The sequence below is a fragment of the Pseudomonadota bacterium genome, assembly GCA_018817425.1.
GTDB lineage: Bacteria > Desulfobacterota > Desulfobacteria > Desulfobacterales > RPRI01 > RPRI01.
The window spans coordinates 17,904-39,569 of record JAHITX010000139.1; the positions used below are offsets into that span (position 1 = coordinate 17,904).

The 21,666-nt window shown below is 38.2% G+C and carries 17 protein-coding genes; 13 read left to right on the forward strand and 4 right to left on the reverse strand.

All coding sequences use genetic code 11. The annotated features are described in order from the left end of the window. Positions 1–410 precede the first annotated feature (410 nt). From KKC46_22650 to KKC46_22670, 5 genes are all read left to right on the forward strand, one after another. The gene (locus KKC46_22650; protein MBU1056603.1) at positions 411–1,541 is read left to right on the forward strand and encodes an NAD(P)/FAD-dependent oxidoreductase; all 1,131 of its coding nucleotides are present in this window, start codon (positions 411–413) and stop codon (positions 1,539–1,541) included. Continuing rightward, positions 1,522–2,478 carry a radical SAM protein gene (locus KKC46_22655; protein ID MBU1056604.1) on the forward strand — a complete coding sequence of 319 codons (957 nt, stop codon included), beginning with the start codon at positions 1,522–1,524 and terminating at the stop codon, positions 2,476–2,478. Before KKC46_22650 ends, KKC46_22655 begins: the two co-directional genes overlap by 20 nt. Then, entirely contained in the window at positions 2,471–2,827 is a 357-nt protein-coding gene (locus KKC46_22660) for a (Fe-S)-binding protein (GenBank protein ID MBU1056605.1), read from the forward strand. Before KKC46_22655 ends, KKC46_22660 begins: the two co-directional genes overlap by 8 nt. After that, on the forward strand, positions 2,824–3,663 hold the full coding sequence (locus KKC46_22665) for a CoB--CoM heterodisulfide reductase iron-sulfur subunit B family protein (protein ID MBU1056606.1): 840 nt from the start codon (positions 2,824–2,826) through the stop codon (positions 3,661–3,663). Before KKC46_22660 ends, KKC46_22665 begins: the two co-directional genes overlap by 4 nt. A 91-nt stretch (positions 3,664–3,754) precedes the next feature. Next, positions 3,755–4,801 carry a radical SAM protein gene (locus KKC46_22670; protein ID MBU1056607.1) on the forward strand — a complete coding sequence of 349 codons (1,047 nt, stop codon included), beginning with the start codon at positions 3,755–3,757 and terminating at the stop codon, positions 4,799–4,801. Between the two features lie 175 nt (positions 4,802–4,976). Here the strand turns inward: KKC46_22670 and glnE are convergent, their stop codons facing one another. Beyond that, the gene (gene glnE / locus KKC46_22675) at positions 4,977–7,859 is read right to left on the reverse strand and encodes a bifunctional [glutamate--ammonia ligase]-adenylyl-L-tyrosine phosphorylase/[glutamate--ammonia-ligase] adenylyltransferase (protein MBU1056608.1); all 2,883 of its coding nucleotides are present in this window, start codon (positions 7,857–7,859) and stop codon (positions 4,977–4,979) included. A gap of 52 nt (positions 7,860–7,911) precedes the next feature. Beyond that, a complete protein-coding gene (locus KKC46_22680; protein MBU1056609.1) occupies positions 7,912–9,258 on the reverse strand; it encodes a M48 family metalloprotease in 1,347 nt (448 codons plus the stop codon). A gap of 654 nt (positions 9,259–9,912) precedes the next feature. Between KKC46_22680 and KKC46_22685 the strand changes: the two genes are divergently transcribed. Together KKC46_22685 and KKC46_22690 are read left to right on the forward strand one after the other, a co-directional pair. Then, a complete protein-coding gene (locus KKC46_22685) occupies positions 9,913–10,197 on the forward strand; it encodes an excalibur calcium-binding domain-containing protein (protein ID MBU1056610.1) in 285 nt (94 codons plus the stop codon). 393 nt (positions 10,198–10,590) lie between these two features. Beyond that, on the forward strand, positions 10,591–11,172 hold the full coding sequence (locus KKC46_22690) for a class I SAM-dependent methyltransferase (GenBank protein MBU1056611.1): 582 nt from the start codon (positions 10,591–10,593) through the stop codon (positions 11,170–11,172). Here KKC46_22690 and KKC46_22695 read toward each other — a convergent pair. Together KKC46_22695 and KKC46_22700 are read right to left on the reverse strand one after the other, a co-directional pair. Further along, entirely contained in the window at positions 11,147–12,082 is a 936-nt protein-coding gene (locus tag KKC46_22695; GenBank protein ID MBU1056612.1) for a lipopolysaccharide kinase InaA family protein, read from the reverse strand. The genes KKC46_22690 and KKC46_22695 overlap by 26 nt on opposite strands. After that, complete coding sequence (locus tag KKC46_22700) at positions 12,083–13,222, reverse strand: glycosyltransferase family 4 protein (GenBank protein ID MBU1056613.1); 1,140 nt, start codon at positions 13,220–13,222, stop codon at positions 12,083–12,085. 258 nt (positions 13,223–13,480) lie between these two features. On the opposite strand from KKC46_22700, the gene KKC46_22705 reads away from it, so the two are divergent. The 6 genes from KKC46_22705 (at position 13,481) to KKC46_22730 (ending at position 21,564) form a co-directional block, all read left to right on the forward strand. Further along, the gene (locus KKC46_22705; GenBank protein ID MBU1056614.1) at positions 13,481–14,419 is read left to right on the forward strand and encodes a hypothetical protein; all 939 of its coding nucleotides are present in this window, start codon (positions 13,481–13,483) and stop codon (positions 14,417–14,419) included. A gap of 88 nt (positions 14,420–14,507) precedes the next feature. Next, positions 14,508–15,608, forward strand: coding sequence for an alanine dehydrogenase (gene ald, locus KKC46_22710; GenBank protein MBU1056615.1), 1,101 nt, complete (start codon positions 14,508–14,510; stop codon positions 15,606–15,608). A gap of 10 nt (positions 15,609–15,618) precedes the next feature. Then, positions 15,619–16,779: an alanine racemase gene (alr, locus tag KKC46_22715; GenBank protein ID MBU1056616.1), complete on the forward strand. Its 1,161-nt coding sequence runs from the start codon at positions 15,619–15,621 to the stop codon at positions 16,777–16,779. A gap of 241 nt (positions 16,780–17,020) precedes the next feature. Further along, complete coding sequence (locus KKC46_22720) at positions 17,021–19,471, forward strand: EAL domain-containing protein (protein MBU1056617.1); 2,451 nt, start codon at positions 17,021–17,023, stop codon at positions 19,469–19,471. Between the two features lie 46 nt (positions 19,472–19,517). Continuing rightward, positions 19,518–19,697 carry a hypothetical protein gene (locus KKC46_22725; GenBank protein ID MBU1056618.1) on the forward strand — a complete coding sequence of 60 codons (180 nt, stop codon included), beginning with the start codon at positions 19,518–19,520 and terminating at the stop codon, positions 19,695–19,697. A gap of 28 nt (positions 19,698–19,725) precedes the next feature. After that, entirely contained in the window at positions 19,726–21,564 is a 1,839-nt protein-coding gene (locus KKC46_22730) for a protein kinase (protein ID MBU1056619.1), read from the forward strand. Positions 21,565–21,666: the final 102 nt, after the last annotated feature.

Here is a 21,666-nt window from a genome sequence, read left to right on the forward strand (position 1 = left end):
TCAAATTCCAATCCTCGAAATACTAAATGTATTCCTGTGGTTGAAATTTTCGACCGCCTTGAGTTTGACCAAACTGAAACGTTTTGAAAGTGGCTCATTTGAATATCGAATATAGAACAAGGAATAATGAATGTCGAAGAAAAAGAATAATTTTGATATAGAGGATTATTCCCAAAGACAAAAACAGGAAGCATTCGTGGCGATATAAAATGCCGCCCTACGGCAGATGATGTAGGGCGGGGATTTATACCACGCCAACTATTTCATAATTCGAAATTATTTGTTCGATATTGGATATTCGTTTTTATAGATAAACTTCATAAATTAGGGGATTGCGGCGGAGTGTAATAACCCCCTTTGTCCCCCTTTTATAAGGGGGAATACAGTCCTGCCGTAGGGTGGCATTTTATATGCCTCCAATTATGCTTGTAGTAAAAGTGTGGAAGATGATTGGAATGAGGAATGAGAAGTTGAGTCAGATATTAAACTATGATTTAGTGATAATAGGGGCAGGACCTGCTGGTACAACTGCAGCCAGGGTTGCATCCGAGAAGGGAATTCGCACCTTAATTATCGAGAAGAAGGCTTGTATAGGATCGCCGGTTCAATGCGCTGAACACATTCCCAAGCTATTGATGCAACAGGTTAATTTTAATAGCCGCTGTATCACTCAGGAAGTCGGTATGATGATAACATACATGCCGGGAGGTGATGTAGTAGAAACAAAGGCGCCGGGGTATATAATTGACAGGTCGCTATTTGATAAAGGACTGGCCCTGGATGCAATCAGTAATGGTGCTGATCTGATGATCAAAACTATTGCTCTTTCCCGTAATAAGACAGGGTTAATTGCCAGAACGGGAAACAAAGAAATATGTATTGAGGCAAAAGTGATTATCGGGGCTGATGGGCCAAACTCCACAGTAGGCGGATGGATAAACAGAAAAAATAAAGAATTTGTATCTGCCGCACAATGTGAAGTACTTCTCAATAAACCGATAGAAGCAACATGCATCTATTTCTGCATGGAATATATGGGTGGATATGGCTGGTTGTTTCCCAAAGGCAGAACGGCAAATGTTGGTGTAGGAATAAACAATAAGATAGGCCGCATAAAACTATCAACATGTTTAAAACATTTATTGGATAGATTACAAAAGGAAGAAAAGATCAAAGACAAGAGCGCAGTTGCTTATACTGCCGGGTTGATTCCGGTGGGCGGGTATCTTGATACCAGCCCACATGAAAACATATTGATAATTGGAGATGCCGCCGGACAGACAGATCCAATAACCGGTGCAGGCATTTCCCAGGCCATTTCCTGCGGAAAGATCGCAGGAGAAGTTGTTGCCAAAGCTATTCAAGAAAAGGATCTGACGCTTCTTGGTGAATATGAAAAAAGATGGAAGGGTCTGTTTCAAAGATCACTTGATAATGCTCATCAAAAAAGAAAGTTATTGGATAATCACTGGAAGGACGATCAATTAGATCAAATCTTGCGAAAGACATGGGTGGGCTTTGATGGGTATTGGAGAAAATAAAGATGTATCCGGGCTGCTGTCAGAAGCCAGAGAACTTTCCTGGGAAAAATGGGGAAAAAAAATAGATTTCTATCTTCCGGGGATGATAACCTTAAATAAAGAAAAAGGGAAATATCCTGCTATTTCAATTACCGGAGAAAGCTGCGAATTAAACTGCGACCATTGTGGCGGTAAACTTTTAAAATCCATGATTCCTGCTACCACCCCGGAGAAATTGGTTGAAAGATGCATAAAGATAAATGAGTCTGGCAATTCAGGTTGTCTGATCAGCGGCGGTTGTCTCAAAAATGGGAGAATACCGTGGGAGCCTTTTATTGATGCCATTTCTGAAGTTAAAAGACTTACTGACTTAAACATATCTATCCATTCCGGTCTGATAGATCTTGAAACGGCCAAAAGATTCAAGGATGCAGGAGTAGATCAAGCATTAATTGATGTAATCGGAGACGATGAAACCTTTAAGAACGTTTGCCACACAAATGCAGGTATTGAATCAATAAAAAATTCATTAAAGGCTTTAAAACAGGTAGGGATTCCTATCGCCCCTCATATTGTTGCAGGTTTAAACTATGGAGAGATTAAAGGGGAATGGGATGCATTAAAGATGATAGCCGAATTTGAACCCCCGATTTTGGTTATTGTAGTATTAATGCCTTTGGCTGGAACCCCGATACAAAATGTATTACCGCCTGATCCATCTGAGGTGGGAAGGCTCATAGCTATGGCAAGAATAAAGATGCCAAATACCCTGATTTCACTAGGTTGCGCCCGCCCGCGAGGAAAGGTAAGCGAAGAATTGGAAGTTCTGGCTATAGATTCAGGAGCAAACCGGATCGCTATCTGGTCTGATGCAGCGATAAAAAGAGCAAAGGAATACGGCTTAGAAATCGAATTTCATAAGACTTGTTGTAGTATTACAGGAGGGGCTTGTGTCTGAGTGTACTGGTTGTATGGATTGCGAAAAAGTGTGTCCCCTCACTCCTTTCGGTTTTGGAATCGGCAATATAATCAGAAAGCATCTTGCCGGAAAAGAAGAAGATCTTATTGATACTAAAGAGATATGGCATTGTACCATGTGCTTTGCCTGCGATGATGCCTGCCCAACAGACTTTAGGCCCAGAGACCTTATGATTAGTCTTCGGAGAAGATCCGAAAATTACCCGAAAGCTTATAAAAGATTGATAGCCGGGATAATAATTTCCGGTAATGCTTTTTCCATGAAAGAAAAAGAAAACAATGATTATTTGCAATTGTTTGAGATATGTATGCCCAAGGACTTTCAATGAAATACGCTTTTTTCAGAGGTTGTATTATACCTTACAGGCTTTCATATTATGAAATTTCCGCCAGAAGAGTATTGACAAAATTAGGCATAGAACTGGTTGATCTTGATTTTGGTTGCTGCGGTTCACAAATGCTTGAATCAAGAAATGAGGATTTATGGCTTGCGGTAGCCGCAAGAAACCTTGCCATAGCGGAAAGTAAAAATTTGGATATATTGACTCTTTGCGGAAGCTGCACCAATACCTTATCCAGAGCAAAGCAGCTAATGGAAAGTGATATGGACAAAGCTCACCATGTGAAGCAGATTCTAAGAAAAATAGGGCTTGAATTCAATAACAAGACAAGGGTCATACATATTTTAAAACTTCTGGCTGAAGAAATTGGAATTGGGAAAGTAAAAAATCATATTAAAATAATCCTGGATTTTAAGGTTGCCATGCAGCATCCTTGTCAGATCTACCGGCCAGCCGAAATAATGAATTTTACAAAAGATGCCGTTAAAGATTTTGCCTCTGGCTTTATATCTGAAATCTTTGATTTGAATGCCTGCTGCGGGGAAACTTTGATCGCTACAAACCAGGATGCATGCATTAATATCTTGAAACAAAATCTGCAAACCTGTTTTGCCAAAGATATAAGTATGATTTTAACAGCCTGCGGAAATTGCCAGATGACCTATGATGTAAATCAGATGGGATTAAAAGTAAAAGATAAAAATACAAAGACTCTGCCTTCCTTACCCATAACTCAGGCATTAGGAATTGCCATGGGATATGGATATGATGAATTGGGGTTGAGGCAGAATATAATCAAGGTAGATAAAAAGATTTTCGGATAACCTTCCCGGACAAGATGGCATATGAAAGTAATTTGAATATCCAATATTGAACAAGGAAACAACCCCCTTAATCCCCCTTTGTTAAGGGGGAATGAATATCGAAGGAAGAAATATGGAACAACAAAGCCCTGAATACTTGAAGATGAGTATGGCTGCTGCATTAACTCTTGGTTTTAAAAATGGGCGTTTCTATAGAAATGCCAGGTTATATTGTATCAATTTGCTGCAAATTTATTCCAATGGATGTACTGCTAATTGTGCATATTGCGGTCTTTCAAGAGACAGGTTAATTAATTCTAAAGAAAATAGTTTCATCAGGGTAGACTGGCCCATCTACGCTCTGGAAGATATCATAGAAAAGATGAACGCAAGTAAAAATTTGTTCAAAAGAATCTGCATCTCCATGATCACCAGAAAGAAGTCACCTCAAGATGCAGTTTACATTATAGAAAAAATAAGGGCCAAACTGGATACTCCCATCTCGGTTCTTATATGTCCTACAATTACCACGGAAGCTGATTTGCTTAAATATAAGGAAAGCGGTGCTGATAAGATAGGCGTAGCCATAGATGCAGCTACACCGGAGTTGTTCGATAAATACAGGGGCAAAGGAGTAAGAGGCCCTCATCGATGGGAACAGTACTGGGATACTTATCAGAAAGTAATTAAAATATATGGCGGCGAAAACTCCGGAGTTCATCTCATTGTTGGATTGGGTGAGACAGAAAAAGAAATGGTCGAAACTATCCAAAGGTCATCCGATATGGGTGGAGGCACTCATCTCTTCTCGTTTTATCCTGAGCCTGGCTCACAAATGGAACAGCAACAACCACCTCCTGTCGGACAATATCGAAGAATTCAACTGGCCAGGTATCTGATTGATGAAAATATTACCGGCATCAATAATTTCGATTTCGATAACTTGGGACAGATAAAAGATTTTGGATTACCGGAATTTGAATTGAATCAAATTATTAATTCCGGGCTACCCTTTATGACCAGTGGTTGTAAAGGAAAAGACGGAATGGTCGCATGTAACAGGCCCTATGGTAATTTTCCTCCTCCGAAGATAAGAAATTATCCCTTCCATTTGAAGACAGATGATATTGAGCTTGTAAATAAACAGTTGTGGTCATAAGAATTAGTTAATCTATACTATCCTCAGAATATAGCGCCTTTTGATAAATGCCGCGTTCTTTGATGGCAAAATATACTTATATAATCAGCAAGCATAATTCGCCTGTTCCTTATTCTTATGGCGAAATGCTTGAACGCCGGCCCAAATGGGGCGTTTTGAAACTGGCTCTAAAATATTATTTATTTATTAAAGAATCCCAGATTGTTTTAACTTGCTCCCTTATATCAGTAAAAAGGCTTTCTTCTACTTTTGCAGCCTTTTCCTGGAGGCCAAGCCTGTGAGATGTCAATCTGTATGTTAGATAGGCTTCTTTTAAAAAGTGAGCAGTGTTTTCATCGATTATTTTCGTCTCTGCGAGCGTTTGAAGGATTCTAACATTGTCGGTCCATTTTGTAAGCTCGATAAATTCACTCGATTTTAACAAAACGAGATATTGAACCAGAAACTCAATATCTACTATACCCCCCGTATCCTGCTTCAAATCAAACATACCCTCTTCAACTTTTAAATGTTCCTTTCTCATTCGCTCACGCATTTCAGTTACTTCTTTTCTAAGTTTTTCTTTATCTCTTGGGCGTGATAGTACTTCCTGACGGATTTGTTGAAATCTTTCTGCAAGGCTGTTATCTCCGCCTACATGTCTAGCTCTCACAATTGCCTGATGCTCCCATGTCCAGGACTCGTTAAGCATGTATTCTCTGAATCCTTCAATATTGCTGACAAGAAGTCCTGCCCCTCCGCTTGGTCTGAGCCTCATGTCGGCTTCATAAAGCATTCCTGCACGTGTATAGGATGTCAATATGTGTACCATTCTTTGTCCGAGCCTTGCAAAAAACTGCGAATTTTCAATAGGCTTTGGGCCGCCTGATGTCAGGCCATCAATACCTGAATGAAGAAACACAAGATCAAGGTCGGAACTGTAAGCCAGTTCAAGACCGCCAAGTTTTCCGTATGCTATAACCGTAAAACCCTTTTCGGGTTTATTCCGGTTTAGGATACAATCCGGTGCTCCATGTTTTTGAGCAAGATGGTTCCATGAAAGTTTAAGCACCCTATCTATTATTACTTCGGCAATATATGAAAGATGATCGCTAACTTTCATTAGAGGAAGACCGCCGGTTACATCTGCAGCAGCAACACGAAGAGTATTTACCTGTTTAAATATACAAAGCTGTTCAATTTGATACTCAAGATCTTCAGAAGAAACCATTTCGAGCCGTTTTTTGATTTCTAATTTGAGTTCTTCTTTTTGAGGAAGCACATAAAGAGTTCTTGGATCAAGAAGTTCATCTAAAAGTACCGGATGCCGGGCCAGAAATGATACAATCCATGAGCTTGATTTAGCCAGTTTTACAAGATGTTTCATTGCAATCGGGCTTTCTAATAAAAGAGACAAATAGCATGTGCGTTTTTCAATTGCTTTAAGAAGATCTACAATACGATTTAACGCAACAAAAGGTTCATCGGACATGCCTGTTTCTTTAAGGATTAAAGGCAGTAATTTGTCAAGCTTTTGCCTCCCGCTGCCGCTAAGTGTCCGAGTGGAATTATCATTTTGAAAATGCATAAGCAGATTAATTACTTCATCAGGTCTTTTGTAACCGGCTGATGTGAGAATGCTTATATTATTTTCTTTCCTGTCAGGAAATTGCCAGACATCAAATAATTGATTTTCAATATTATCTTCATTATTAACTGCACCGTTTTCTCCTGTATCAAGAAGACTGCCAAAATGGCGGTGCACATTTTTCCTGTGCCGGTCAAGCTCTGCATGAAATGCCTTTTTGTCTGAAAAACCCATAGAAACGGCCATGCGAATTTCCGATACAGAATCTTGCGGCAAGTCATGAGTCTGGTTATCGGAAAATTCCTGTAAATGATTTTCTGCAATACGCAGAAAATAATAAGCATGTTCAAGTTCATTTAAGGTATCTTCAGGAATATAATTTTTTTCGGAAAGAATTTTTAATACTTTTATTACTTTCCGTTCCTGAAGAACAGGAATCACTCCTCCGCGTATAAGCTGAAAGATCTGGGCAAAAAATTCTATTTCTCTTATCCCCCCCGGTCCCAGCTTGATATTATCTTTCATTTCTTTTTGCCTGACCTGGAGATCTATCTTTTTCTTCATATCTCTTAAGGAATCAATAGCTCCAAAATCAAGGTATCTCCTGTAAACAAAGGGTTTGAGCCTTTCTAAAAGTATTTTTCCGGCAGTTTTGTCGCCTGCAACTATCCTTGCTTTTATCAGCGCATATCGCTCCCAGTCACGGCCCTGTTCCTGATAATAATCTTCCATGCTGTCAAAGTCCATAACAATCGGCCCATTTTCTCCATAAGGGCGAAGACGTAAATCTACCCGGAAAACCATACCTTCAGAGCCAGTTGCTCCGATAATAGTTATAAGACGGCGACAAAGCCGGACAAAGAATTCTTCATTGCTTATTATTTTTTCCCCGCCTTTTGTTTCTCCTCTTTCCGGATAAGCAAATACAAGATCAACATCTGATGAAAAATTAAGTTCATAGCCTCCGAGTTTGCCCATAGCGATAACAACAAGTCTTTGTGGCTGGCCTTTCAAATTTAAGGGTGTTCCGAATTCTGACTTCATGCCTTCATAAAGACGGGATAGTGCGGCATCAATACATGAATCTGCAAAAATCGATAGGTCATTAACTGTTTCAGAAAAGTCGGCTGCCCCCGATAGATCACGCCAGGCAATCCGCAGCATTTCACGACAACGATATATTTTTAAAATACTTCCTATATCGGGGTCACTTTTTGTATCCGATAAAAGGTTTAGTAAATTTTTTGCATATTCTTCCCCATTATAGGATCTATTAAGATCCCCGGTACCTAAAAGGTCCACTAGTATATATGGGGTTCTTGTACAGGCTTTTGCTACAAAATCACTTAAAGCAAAAATCAGCTTGAGTTCAAAATATGTTTCCGGATCATTCTTGATATCAATCCCTGTTTGATAAAATGTGCTGTGAAAGGAATCCAGCCTGCTGTTTAAATCCGGCAGTAGTTCTTCCGGTATATTGATTGGGTGCATAAGTTAATGTCTTTAGTTTGTTTAACGGATTATATTATTAAGTGGCAAAATATCAGTTGGACGGTTTTATATATCCCCATTCAACAAGTCGCTTGTAAGAATAAGTAGCATTGTCGCCGCTTTTTTCCATCTGAAGATATCTGTTATATTCGGATGCCGATTCTTTTTGCTTATTCATACTCTCTAAACAAAAACCTTTGTAAAATATTGTATTGGAATTTCCTGGTAGAGTACTTTCATAATTAGAAAATTCCTGATAAGCAGATTCAAAGTCTTTTTTCTTCATCTTTGCAAATCCGGAGATATAAACGGCCTGGGCTTCCTGAGGGTATACGTTTTTAGCAGTTTCCGAATATTTTGATGCTTCGTTAAACTTATCCTGCACCAAAAGGCATTTTGATATCATAACCAGAGCGGTATAATCACCGGGAGCAAGCGATAGTGCTTTTTTAAAATGATTTTCTGCTGTCTGATAATTTTGTTTCCCCATTTCCAAATCGCCTTGTTGCATCTCTTCTATCGCAGGTTTAATAGCTCTGAGTTTAGCAGTATTATCCATGTAACGTTCTCTGTAAAACTGCTGATTCCGGTAATCTTTGTAAGTGGTGCTGACTTTTTGAAGCGCAGTATCATATCTTTCCTCACTCATAGGATGAGTAGAAAACATCAGTTCTGTCGCATCGGGAGTATGTTTGGACGTGCTTTTCAGCATATCCATGAGACCAATAAAGCCATCCGGACTGTAACCGGCCTTTACCATATACTCCATTCCAAGTGCATCAGCTTCACGCTCATTATCTCTGCTGTAAGAGGCAAGAAGCATTCCCGATCCTAACATTCCAAGGTTTTGTGCAATCTTGCCGTATGATTCATTTTTCGATCCGGCATAAGCCGCAATGCCTCCGGCAACAACAGAAGTCAGCATTCCTTTTGACATCTGTTCTGCGGTGTGTCTTGCATTTACATGACCAAGTTCGTGTCCGAGCAATGCAGCAAGCTGAGCTTCATTATCAAGATTTACAAGAATACCTCTTGTTACGGCAATACTTCCACCTGGAAAAGCATAGGCATTAACATATGAAGCATTAACACAGCGAAAAGTATATGGCATATTGGGCCTGTGAGTTACGGAAGCAATTTTTTTGCCTGTTTGGTTTATATAGTTATTTAAAGCATTGTCCTGAATTGTTCCGTAGTCTGTGGAAAACTGCTGGGGAGAATTTTTCTGGTCTATTTGAATTTCAGAATCTTCTGAAACAAGCATAAACTGATTTTGCCCCGTAACAGGGTTTATCGCACAACCCGTTAATATTCCAGCTAATGTCAGAGAAGACATCCATATAAATTTTCGACGGGTTAATCCCGGTATATTATCATTATTCAAATTATTTGCTTTCATAATTCCTCCTTAAAGCTCAGGACAGAATTGAAGATCTATATATAAGACCTTCCTTCGGATGATTCCAATATCATGCTTATATTATATCTAACCTTATTTATTTGCAATAATAGAAAAGCGGCTTCTTTCTGTCAATCATATATCTATTACACATATTGGAGTTGTATCGTATGTCTTCGTCGGATGCCACAGGGGACTGGCTGGGTAGAAGTGGTGTAAACGGTTTACGGAAAGGCCTTGTCAAGGTTAACGGTAAGATAATATAATGTAGGCTTAAGTATTTTGGACTGGTTTTTTATTAAATAATACCAAAATTACACCTTTATAAAAATCAATAACGGATTTTGGGTATAGATTTCTATCGAAAATCATGATAATTATAGAATCTAATCAAAAATGAAAACTCTGTTTTATAATTTAGTTAAGGGATGCGGAGAATTTATTGTGGATGATTTAAAAAAAAGAATTATACTAGATGAGATTAAACAGAAGCAATGCCTAAATTGTAAAATTTTCTGTATCTTTAAAAGTATGAATGTAGATCAGATGCTTGAAGATTGGGGAAAAGGACGGTATGCAAAATTATTTCAGTTTATTGAAAAATATAAACGTTGTTATGTTTAGGATAAACAGGCAGCTGGGTTAGTAAAGACTATGAAAAAATTACTATTTCTTGCTATCGCCATCGCAATAGGCTGGTCCATTTATGGTAAATATATTGAACCAAAATATGCCGATATGGCGGCAGAGTATGAACCCACTGAAACAGAAAGCGAACAACACTATTCACACAATGAATCGTTTAAATGTGATGGTAGGCAATATTGCAGTGAAATGACTTCTCGTGCGGAGGCTGAGTTCTTTATTCGGAACTGTCCTGATACAAAAATGGATGGCGATAACGATGGTATCCCTTGTGAAAATGATTCTCGATTTTAAAGGCTTATTATAAGAGCCAGTTTCAAAACGTTTCAGTTTGGTCAAGCTCAAGGCGGGCGAAAACTTCAACCGCAGGAATACATTGAGTATTTCGAGGATAGCGCTAATGCTTCACTTCGTGCGAAATTTGAGCCCAACGCAGAGATCGGCCCAAATGGGGCGTTTTGAAACTGGCTCATAAGATATAACAAGCAGTCGAATTCGTTATGGTTCTCCTGACATTTACCAGGCGCACTGACAAGCTCACTAAAACTTGCGTTACTCTCTTTCTATCAGTAATAAACATTTTTCAAAGAATCCGGCAGTATTTCTTTGCAGGTGAAGGCAAGGTGCAAATTATATCCAAGCCAAAGTTCAAGGTTGTTCATAAATCTAAAAAGGGAAGTAGATAAAATGGATGTTAATCAAGCAAAAGAAATTATAGGAAAACAATTTGGCTTTATAGCTGAAGATGCAAACGAAGTAATTTTATATTTAAATTTACCCCAAAATGCAAAAATATTGGATGTCGGAACCGGGAAGGGTTATTTTGCAATATTACTTGCATTAAATGGTTATAACGTATTGACGGGAGAACCCGAATCCGATGATTCAATCTATTCAAAGCAAGACTGGCTTAGTGATGCCAAGAAAATCGGTGTTGATCATTTCATAACATTTAAAGCTTTTGATGCTCAGGATATGTTATTTGATGATAGTACTTTTGATGCAATTTTCTTTTTTGGTGTATTACACCATATCCATGAAAAAGATAGAATACAAGTATTACAAGAATCTATCCGTATATCTAAACCGAATGCGGTTATTTGTTTTTTGGAACCTAACCAAAATGGAATGAAAATGATAAAGGAATTTGATTCTTCACATCCTGAAGCTGCTGATCCGGGCGAATATGCTAAAAGGCTTAATTTGTCGCTAGAAAAAAAGAAAGGGAAATTTTTTGATTCTTTTATCTTTCAAAAAGAGCAGTCTTAGGCGCAAGGTTTTTCTTTTTGCTATGCCTTGCAATCTTTTCGGTTTTTCTTTTTATACATAAATATTGCAATCTGTCGGTTGCAGAAAGCTGTTTTTTGTTTTTATAAGTTAAGTAAAGAAAGAGCCTGTCTTCTTCAGTAAAAATAGATGACGGCAGTGTATAGTTTAATTCGGCAAAAGCTTTTATCGGCCAGCGCATGCGATTAAACGGATTTAAATCTATTCTTTGCAGATCAAAAAGAGCAATCAAAGGCTTTGGTGTATCCTGGTTTTGAAGAAGAATATGTGTTGCGTTAAAGTCTTTATGGTTGATGCCGCAATCGTGCATTCTTTTCGCATATAAGGCTATTTCACGAAGAATATTTCTTTTTTTGATATGATTTTCTTTACCATGAAGTGTTTCAGACTGATTTAGGATAATATTTTCAAGTTCGATAAAAGGGGTAAAGTCCTGCGTAATAAAAAAAGAATCAACCTTAGAAGAAGAAAACATGCTTCCGGCTGCTACTGGGGCAGCTGTAGCTAAACCGCTTTTACGAAAAAGACAGTAGTTATTAAATTCTTTTAATCCTTCAGGAAAAAAATTTGCTTTCATGAATATACTTTTTACTCTTTGCCCTAAAGTTAATTTCTGCCGGAATTTTTTAATATAAAAATAAATGTTTTTAGTCAGCTTGTCATAGTTATTTATTTTATATTCTTTTGTAAGAGGAAATTGTAGACGGAGAATACTTCTGTCTTTTTTTTGTTCAATCAATTCACTGTTCATATCAGACCAGGCTACATCAAAACTTGTAAAACCAATATCAGATAAAACATCCTGATAGTTTCGGTTGATTATCAGCCTTTCGCCATCATTTTCCGGTTTTTCTATAATTGATATCGGGGTATTGTAATTGCTAATATTCATTTACTGTTTGCCACTATTTTTCTTTGCAATATCTTCAATAAGGTCAGCTACAATCTGGACTCGATTATAAAGATCGGTTTTATCGGCATATGCCAAAGCATTGAGTTTCCAGGCTTCTTTTTTATCTGATGTAAGCATTTCTTTTAGCATATTGTTCATTGTCTTTTGATTAAATTTTGATGAAGGCAGTATCATGCCTGCATCTGCACGTTCAATATGTACGGCGTAACCGCAAGTATCCGTTGCCATGACCGAAACTCCTGCGGTAATGGCTTCAACTATTACATTGCCGGTATTTTCAATGCGCGAAGGCTGTAGAACAAAATCGGCTCCTGCCAGAAATAAAGGGATATCACTTCTTGAGCCTAAAAAACGAACATTATTTTCCACACCCAGTTTTTTCGCCAGTTTGGTGTATGGCTTTTCTTTACCCTTGCCTATAATAAAAAGATAAGTTGATTCCCGCATTAAAGATGGCAGGGAGGCCAATGCTCTTATTGACCGGTCTACTCCCTTGGTATGAAAATGTGATCCTATCATTAAAACAAATATATCTTTTTTATTAAGTCCGAGTTTATTGCGGATATTATTCCGGGTTTCAATGCCAAAAGATGAGCGAATATAATCTTTATCAACACCCGGAGGTGCAATATGGATTCTACTTTCCCCGGTATTATATATGGATTGATAAATCAGCTTTTCCTTTTCGGAAAGAATGATAATTTCGGTTTTTGCGCCCCTGGAAAAAACAGCCTTTTCAAATTCAGAAAACAAGCGGTAGCGGGGTGTGTATCGGGATAAAAATGAGCGTTGTGTTTTTATTCGTGCGGCAAAACAAACATCTGCAGCATAATAAATATCAAGTCCGGGGATCCTGTTAAATCCTATTACAAGATTATAATGTTTTTGCTTAATTAGTTTTAATAGATTAGCTGCATATGAGGCAACCTGGCTGTGGTTGCTTTTCCCCCGGTACGGTACAGAAATAACCGTTGTTCCGTCCGGTTTTTCTCCCTCCCAATTCATTGTATAAATATCAATACTATGCCCTCTAACAAGGCATTCTGTGCTGATTTTAAGAAAGTCTTGTTCAAGACCTCCGAAAGGAAAATAATTAAATAAACAAAAAGCTAATTTCATGCGTTATAATTGGTTGTCCTTAAAAAAAATCCTTGATAAATTACGGGATAGTTTTTATTTAAGCTATAATTGTTGATAACAGCCTGTTTTTCTGTTTAAATTATTAATAAGTGCGTGATTGTATATCAATACTATAATATATACATCAGTGATGTGTATCATAATTTATAACTTTTGGAAATATCCCTATAAATTTGATTTTATAAACCTGATATTTAAGCTATACCGTATTATTTAAAATATTTAATGAAAGAAGATATGATAAAAGATAAAAAAATGCTTTTTACAGGAAAAATATTAAAAAGCATAGTATGTGTTTTTGGTATAATTATTGGGGCTGTTCTGTATTATACGGATACGTCTCACAGGCGGACAACAAAGAGTAATTTAAAGTTTATATATCCTGAATGGGATAATGAAAAAATAAGAAAAGTTTCTAAAAGAGTTTTTCAAAATTTTGGGATTACTATTATTGAAATCATACAAATGTCTTTTTTTAATAAGAGAAATGTTCTTGCAAATATACATATAATAAAAGGTGAGGAGCATTTGCGTAATGCGATTAATGGTGGAAATGGAGTTGTAGTGGTTTCTGCTCACATAGGTAACTGGGAGTCAGCCTCTTTGTATATTCCCTGTTATTTTGGCCATTCTGTGACTTCTGTTGCAAGAAAGATAGATTCTGCGATTATCAATAAATTGGCATTAAAAATGAGAACCCGGTTTGGAAATTTGATAATAGATAAGGAAGGGGCTTTGCCTGAAATGAACCGGACCGTGCGCAGTGGTAATATTCTGGCAATTCTTATAGACCAGAGCACTACAGCTTCCGAGGGAGTTGAAGTTAATTTTTTCGGTAAAAAAGTAACAGCAACTCCAGCTGCGGCAGTTGTCGCTTTAAGGTGTAAAAGTCCGGTGATTCCAGCTTTTTGTATCAGAGATAAAGACAATAAACTGGGAATAATTTTTGAACCCCCGATCCAGATAACAAGAACAAAAAGCTTGCGTGATGATTTGGTAACAAACACACAGTTAATGAATGATGTTGTTGAGAAGATAATAAAAGAATATCCGGATCAATGGCTTTGGTTGCATAAAAGGTGGAAAAAGTTTTATGCCGATTTATACCCTGAATATATGGAAAGACGTAAGCGGAGAATAGAAAAAGTAATGAATAAAAATTCAAACGGGAATTAATCAGGGTAACCGCGTTTAGATTTTATTTAAAATTTAATTTAAGGCAACTGATAAATTTTACCATTTGCGATAAGGATAAGGCGTAAACATGATTGTCGGAATTCCTAAGGAAATAAAAGAAGAAGAGCATAGGGTGGCAATGACTCCCGCCGGTGTCGAATTGATGACGCAAAACGGGCATGATATTTTGATCGAAAAAGGTGCCGGTATCGAAAGCGGTTTTAAAGATTCAGCGTATGAGAAAGCGGGTGCAAGTATTATAACAACACCTGCCGAAATTTTTGACCGGGCTAATATGATAATGCATGTGAAAGAACCCATGCCTTTAGAATATGATCTGATTAAGAAAAATCAGATTATTTTTACTTATCTTCATCTTGCTGCTTTTGAAGAATTGACAAAAGTACTTATCAGTAAAGAATCTGTAAATATTGCATACGAGACCATTCAAAAATCTGACGGATCACTTCCTTTGCTGACCCCGATGAGTGAAGTGGCCGGGAGAATGGCAATCCAGCAAGGTGCCAAATATCTTGAGATGGGAAATGGCGGCCAGGGGGTTCTGCTGGGCGGTGTGCCAGGTGTTGACCCCGGAACAATTCTTATAATCGGTGCTGGCGCTGTTGGAACCAATGCAGCGAAAATGGCCTGTGGTATAGGTGCAAAGGTATATCTTCTCGATAAAGATCTGGATCGTCTGCGTTATCTTAGCGATGTTATGCCAAAAAATTGTTTTCTTATTATGTCTACTCCGGCTGTTATCAGAAAGCTTGTTAAAGAGGCTGATGTAGTCATAGGAGCTGTACTCATTCCCGGAGCTAAAGCACCGAGGCTGGTTACAAAAGAAATGTTAAAAAGCATGAAAAAGGGTTCTGTTATGGTAGATGTGGCTATCGATCAGGGAGGATGTTTTGAAACTTCCAAACCCACAACGCATAAAAATCCTACATATATAGTTGATGGTGTAGTCCATTATTGTGTTTCCAATATGCCGGGCGTTGTACCGAAAACATCAACACTTGCATTAACAAATGCAACTTTGCCATATGCTATCAAGATTGCAAATAAGGGATGGAAAAAAGCATTTAAAGAAAATACCGAGATCAGATCCGGTGCTAACATAGTGTGTGGAAAAATAACATGCAAGGGCGTGGCCGAAGCATTTGGCATGGAATACTCAAAACTATAGGGAGTGTGTATTGGCTGAAAATATTCTTTGGGCTGAGATTGATCTAAAAGCAATTGCTCATAATATACGTGAATTAAGGCGGATTACAAATCCTGATTCACTTCTTATGGCTGTAGTAAAAGCAAATGCATATGGTCATGGGTCTTTCGAGGTTGCGCGCTGTGCTCTTGATAGCGGAGCCGATTATTTAGGTGTTGCCCGGATAGAAGAGGCAATATTATTAAGAGAAAAGAAAATTGATGCTCCGATTTTAATTTTCGGATTTACGCAACCGGCTCATTATGAAGATATTTTAAAGTACAACCTTATTCAAACTGTCTGCTCTTATTCTTTTGCTAAATCTCTTTCTTTATTTGCATTATCAAAAAACAGAAAAATCAAGGTACATCTTAAGATAGATACAGGTATGGGAAGAATCGGAATATTGCCCGATTGTTTCAGAAGCTACGATAAAAACGGAATTAAACCTGAAAGCGCGCTGGCTGAAGTTGAATCAATTGCCAGGCTTTCCGGCATTGAAGCAGAAGGGATATATACCCATTTTTCAATGGCAGATAGTTTTGACAAATCATTTGCACTAAAGCAGTTTGAAATATTTACTGAATTTACAGATCAGCTTAAGTCAAAAAACATTGAGTTTAAGCTTAAGCATGCTGCAAACAGTGCGGCAATTATTGATTTGCCGCAAACCCATCTTGATATGGTTCGTGCCGGAATATCAATCTATGGACTTTATCCATCTGAAGAAGTAAATAAAAATAAAATATCTTTACAGCCTGCCATGTCTCTTAAAGCAGTAATTGCACAAATAAAAGATGTTGCTGCCGGGTTCAAAGTCAGCTATGGAGCAACCTATGAAGCAGCCAGAAAAACAACCATTGCCACAGTTCCGGTCGGATATGCCGACGGATACAACAGGCTTCTTTCTTCGCGAGGTTCCATGCTTGTTTGCGGGCAGAAAGCTCCAATAGCCGGGCGTGTATGCATGGATTTGACTATGATAGATTTAGGCGATATGCCGGAAGTAAAAGAAGGCGATGAAGTTGTGATTTTTGGTAAACAGCAGGGCAATTCTATTACAGTTGATGAAATAGCATCCATGCTAAACACCATTAACTATGAGATTGTTACATCGGTTTCGGATCGCGTGAAAAGAGTGTATCTGAAATAGTTGAAAGATCGGAAGATTTGCTTTATCAAACCGCTCAATGGTTAATTTCAATATTCATTCTTTGATTGTATCTTATAATGAAGTCTGCTATTTTAATAGTAATCTCAGAAAAAGTGAATCGCCGATTGTGGTTGAAATAATTTCATGTCGATTTTCAATTGCTTTGTTTGGCATATCCTGAATTCTGTAAAATCACTTCACCCATACTCCCCTATACCTTTTGCTGTTGAGGAGGTTTTAGATGTTAATAAAATCTGATTATAAGTCAGGTTCAAATTCTTTTGTGATAGGACTCAAACTGCTTGGCCTCATTGCCGGTATCGAATTGCTCATTATGCTTTCTTTCTCTTTCTTACAAGTTAATAAATGGATGTCTCCCCATATGATGAGTTTTGCCGATACTTTGTTGTTGAGCATTTTGTCGGCTTTAACAATTTATATTGTGGTCGTCCGGCCCATGAAGACCCTGAATGAATTCACATGTATTGAAACAGATTTGGAAGAATCAGAAAAAAGATACAGACGTCTCTTCGAAACATCCAATGACGGTATCATGATTCTCGATTTTGAAACAGGACAGGTTAAGGATGTAAATCCGTTTCTTTTGAGTTTATTCGACGCTGAACATGAAGAGTTTATAGGAAAAGAATTTTCGCAAATCCGCTACTTTAATGATTTTGATAAAAAGGGGACAGCACTAAGAGAGTTGCGGGAAAAAGGTCTTGTTCATTACGATGGGGTAATCCTTGAAACTGTTGATGGACGGCAAGTCATCACGGAGTTTGTCGGAAATGTTTATCAGGAAGGCTCTTATAAGGTCATCCAACTTAATTTCCGCGATATTACTGATAGAAAAAAAGCTGAAGATGAACTGATTGACCGGGCACGTCAAGCAACATTGGGAGCTGAAATTGGAAAAGCGCTTGTGCAGCAAGAGGACTTGAGAACTTTATTGCAACTCTGCACAGAGTCTATAGTTAAAAACCTTGATGCAGCCTTTGCGCGAATCTGGATATTTCAAGAAAATATAAATGCACTTCACTTAATGGCAAGTGCCGGAATGTATACGCATATCGATGGTAACCATAAAAGTATACCGATCGGAAAATATAAGATTGGCAAAATAGCTGAAAATAAAAAGCCACATTTGACCAATACGGTGATCGGAGATCCTCAGATAAGTGATCAGGAATGGGCAAAGCTGGAAAAGATGGTGGCCTTTGCCGGACATCCTCTTGTAGTTGGTGAAAAGCTGGTGGGTGTGATGGCGATGTTTTCAAAAAAACCGCTTCAGGAGTCGGCTCTTACGGCACTATCATCAATTTCGGATGAAATTGCTTTAGGTATAGAGCGGAAAAAGGCTGAGGACAGGATACACTTTCTCGCATACTATGATAATCTGACAAATTTACCAAACAGATATTTCTTTAAAGAACTCGTAAAAAAGACGATTGAATATGCAAATCGTTATAAACATACATTTTCTGTTGCCATAATTGATTTAGATGATTTTAACCGAATAAATGATACTCTTGGAAATATAATCGGAGATAAATTTCTTAAGATTGTATCTTCAAGGCTTTTAAATACCTTGCGAAGCAGCGATTTTGTGTCACGTATATTTGATGAAGAAGAACCCATAGCCCGGATGGGTGGCGATGAATTCATTGTACTGTTACACGGGCTTGATGATACCGAAAATTACGTCCATGTTGCTCACCGTATCCTCAACGAACTGTCACAAGCCTATGAACTGGATGGCAGTGAAGTCTTTATAACCGCCAGCATCGGCATAGCTGTGTATCCTGATGACGGCAAAGATGTTGAAAATCTCATCAAAAACGCAGATACAGCAATGCATTATGCAAAGAAAAGGGGGAAAAACAACTTTCAATTCTATTCGAAATCAATGAATGAAAACGCCCTTGAACTTCTGACGCTGGAAACCAATCTTCGCAGGGCTATCGAGCGGCAGGAATTTCTGCTCTATTACCAACCGCAGGTGGATTTAGCTACAAGAACAATAATCGGAATGGAAGCGCTTATACGATGGAAAACACCGGAGGGGAATTTGATTTCGCCGGCTAAATTTATTCCATTGGCTGAAGCCAATGGACTTATCGTGCCGATCAGCAAATTTGTTTTGCAAACCGGATGCCTTCAAAATAAAAAGTGGCAGGAAGCCTGTTCAAAAAGGATTAGTGTGGCAATAAACGTGTCCGCGCGACAGTTCGGACAAAAAGGTTTCGTCCAGGAGGTCTTAACAGTTATAGAGGATATCAAGCTTGATCCACAATATCTCGAGCTGGAAATTACAGAAACAACTATCATGACAGATCCCAAAAGGGCTGTCAGTAACCTGGAACAATTGAAAGATGCGGGTATTAAGATTTCGTTAGATGACTTTGGCACAGGGTATTCGTCACTCAATTATTTACAACGGTTGCCTCTCGATGTTGTGAAAATCGACATTTCTTTCATAAGGAACGTTGTATCAAATTCTAATGATGCTGCGATTGTTAAGACAATTATAGCTATGGCGCATAATCTGAATTTGAAGGTTATCGCCGAAGGAGTAGAGGATGAAAATCAATTAGAATTCTTAAGAAAGCATGACTGTGATATGATACAAGGGTATTTATTCAGTCCTCCGGTACCAGCGGAAGATTTTTTTGATTTATTGACCCGATAATAAAATCGTCAGCAAGTATACCAATGAAAAGATTAAAGATGATATAATGGGCACAACACTTTCCGCACTTGTTTTATTGGGTAGTAAAGCACTTATTGCTCATGTTGGCGATAGCAGGATATATCGTTTCAGAGACAATGCAATGGTTCAATTAACAAAGGATCATACCTTCGTGCAGCAGCAGTTAGAAACAGGTAATGTGACTGTAATTGTGGTAGAAGTTTAATCTCTTTGGACTTATGGAAAAGAACCAAATGAAATTATTTAAAATCGGCGCTGTCCTGAATGATAAGTGGGTGATATTGGAATTTATCGGAAAAGGGGCGATGGGTGAAGTCTACCGGGCTCATCAGCTTAATTTAAACAGGGATGTAGCCATCAAAGTTATCTCCCAGGAGCTTTTGCAAACCCTTGATGATGACGAAATGATGGAAGCCGCTTTGTGCCGGTTTCGCAGGGAAGTGCAAGCATTAGCTCAAATTCGGCATCCCAATATTCTTCAAATCTATGACTATGGTTCAGGATTAGCAGATCTGGCAAAAGATGATACATTTGTTGAATTTATTGTTATGGAATATATTCCCGGCGCCACATTTCGTTATGCCATGCCGGAAGAAGGGTTCTACCCTGATGATGATACTGAACAAGTCATTAATTGGCTGGATAAGTACTTTTTGAAGGTTTTGGACGGGGTTAAGATACTTCATGATAATGGTATTGTGCATCGGGATATTAAACCTGAAAACATACTTATGGATGATAATATACCTAAAATCGCTGATTTCGGATTGGCTCGATCCAACCGATGGAAACCTGTAACTCATTCAGTAGATAGCATGGGAACACCTGCCTATATGTCACCGGAACAATTTATGGATTTTCGAATGGCAGGCAATCAGGCGGACATCTATTCCTTAGGAAAAATCCTTTATGAAGCAGTATGCGGCAAAATGAATCAGGGCGTTATTCCGTTTAGACAAGCAAGTATAAATAATCCGGAAAAGGAATTTTTCAAGGAATTAAACCTGGTAATCCAGAAAGCAACGGCTGAAAAAAAAGAAGATCGCTTTCAATCAGTTTCTGAATTGTATAATTCCCTTCTGGATCTGATAAATGCGGATAAACAAAGAAAAGAATTTAACGGGGATAAAAACAAGACTGTAAAATCCGGATTTTATCAACCTAAATGGATATGGACAGGGGTGATAATAGCGATTGCATCTATTATTTCAATGAGTATTTGGCACTTAATCGGCGAGCCGGGAATAAAACAAAAAGCATCCGAAATCAGCGAAAACGCAGAAAACCATACATTTAAAACTCCTATGTTCAAACCGTACCCTATACAATTAAAACCAAAAGAACTGTTGGGTTATGATGGTATTAATATGAAACTTATAAACGGAGGTGATTTTGCTACAGATGCTGAAGCAGTCAATTCAAAAAATAGTACTTCCAAAGTACAATCTTTTTACATAGATGAATTCGAAGTGACCTATTTTAACTATGTAGAATTTTTAAATGCTGTAAAGAAACGTTTGAATGTTGAAAATGGACTTGTTAAACAAAATGAAGAAATTTGGTTTTATATGGGTGATGGAACAAAACCTTATGAACAGATCATTTACCAGCACAATATGTTTCACTTGCGTGATCCGCAAAGAGCTGCCAACTCAGTTGTTCGGGTAACCTGGTATGGCGCTATGGCTTACGCAGAATATTATGGGAAACGGCTGTTAACTGAAAATGAGTTGGCGTATCTGATAAAAAACGACTGGTCGCCTTTGAGAAAGATTAGGAAAAAAGAAAAGACCGAACCGGTTTACGATAATTCCAAAAATATAATGCAATCTCATAACATGACCAGTATGGGCAACGGAAATGAATCGTCGGTAGAAACAGATTTAAGCAATACACCATCCAAACTATGGTCGGCAAAAATAAATTCCAATGATACAAAGACGCCTTATTTCAGTATAACCGTCGACAAATTGACTTCAAATGGCGTGGTTATCCAAAATGAAAGCTACCCGTGGGAAGCTTTTCCGGAGGTTGGGTTCAGATGTGCATTGAGTGTTGATAGCTATAAATGAACTCATGCCGGGCTTGCGCCAACAGGTCTATCGCGCCGGGTCTTTCTGACGTTACACCCCCGTTGCTGACCTGAGTTAACCAAACCACAAGGGAGGCAGAGA

Excerpts from the sequence above, each read along its gene's own strand:
- KKC46_22650 (MBU1056603.1), top strand. The coding sequence starts at position 411 with ATGCCTCCAATTATGCTTGTAGTAAAAGTGTGGAAGATGATTGGAATG.
- KKC46_22655 (MBU1056604.1), top strand. The coding sequence starts at position 1,522 with ATGGGTATTGGAGAAAATAAAGATGTATCCGGGCTGCTGTCAGAAGCC.
- KKC46_22665 (MBU1056606.1), top strand. The coding sequence starts at position 2,824 with ATGAAATACGCTTTTTTCAGAGGTTGTATTATACCTTACAGGCTTTCA.
- KKC46_22670 (MBU1056607.1), top strand. The coding sequence starts at position 3,755 with ATGAATATCGAAGGAAGAAATATGGAACAACAAAGCCCTGAATACTTG.
- glnE (MBU1056608.1), bottom strand. The coding sequence starts at position 7,859 with ATGCACCCAATCAATATACCGGAAGAACTACTGCCGGATTTAAACAGC.
- KKC46_22680 (MBU1056609.1), bottom strand. The coding sequence starts at position 9,258 with ATGAAAGCAAATAATTTGAATAATGATAATATACCGGGATTAACCCGT.
- KKC46_22685 (MBU1056610.1), top strand. The coding sequence starts at position 9,913 with ATGAAAAAATTACTATTTCTTGCTATCGCCATCGCAATAGGCTGGTCC.
- KKC46_22690 (MBU1056611.1), top strand. The coding sequence starts at position 10,591 with ATGGATGTTAATCAAGCAAAAGAAATTATAGGAAAACAATTTGGCTTT.
- KKC46_22695 (MBU1056612.1), bottom strand. The coding sequence starts at position 12,082 with ATGAATATTAGCAATTACAATACCCCGATATCAATTATAGAAAAACCG.
- KKC46_22700 (MBU1056613.1), bottom strand. The coding sequence starts at position 13,222 with ATGAAATTAGCTTTTTGTTTATTTAATTATTTTCCTTTCGGAGGTCTT.
- KKC46_22705 (MBU1056614.1), top strand. The coding sequence starts at position 13,481 with ATGATAAAAGATAAAAAAATGCTTTTTACAGGAAAAATATTAAAAAGC.
- ald (MBU1056615.1), top strand. The coding sequence starts at position 14,508 with ATGATTGTCGGAATTCCTAAGGAAATAAAAGAAGAAGAGCATAGGGTG.
- KKC46_22720 (MBU1056617.1), top strand. The coding sequence starts at position 17,021 with ATGTTAATAAAATCTGATTATAAGTCAGGTTCAAATTCTTTTGTGATA.
- KKC46_22725 (MBU1056618.1), top strand. The coding sequence starts at position 19,518 with ATGGGCACAACACTTTCCGCACTTGTTTTATTGGGTAGTAAAGCACTT.
- KKC46_22730 (MBU1056619.1), top strand. The coding sequence starts at position 19,726 with ATGAAATTATTTAAAATCGGCGCTGTCCTGAATGATAAGTGGGTGATA.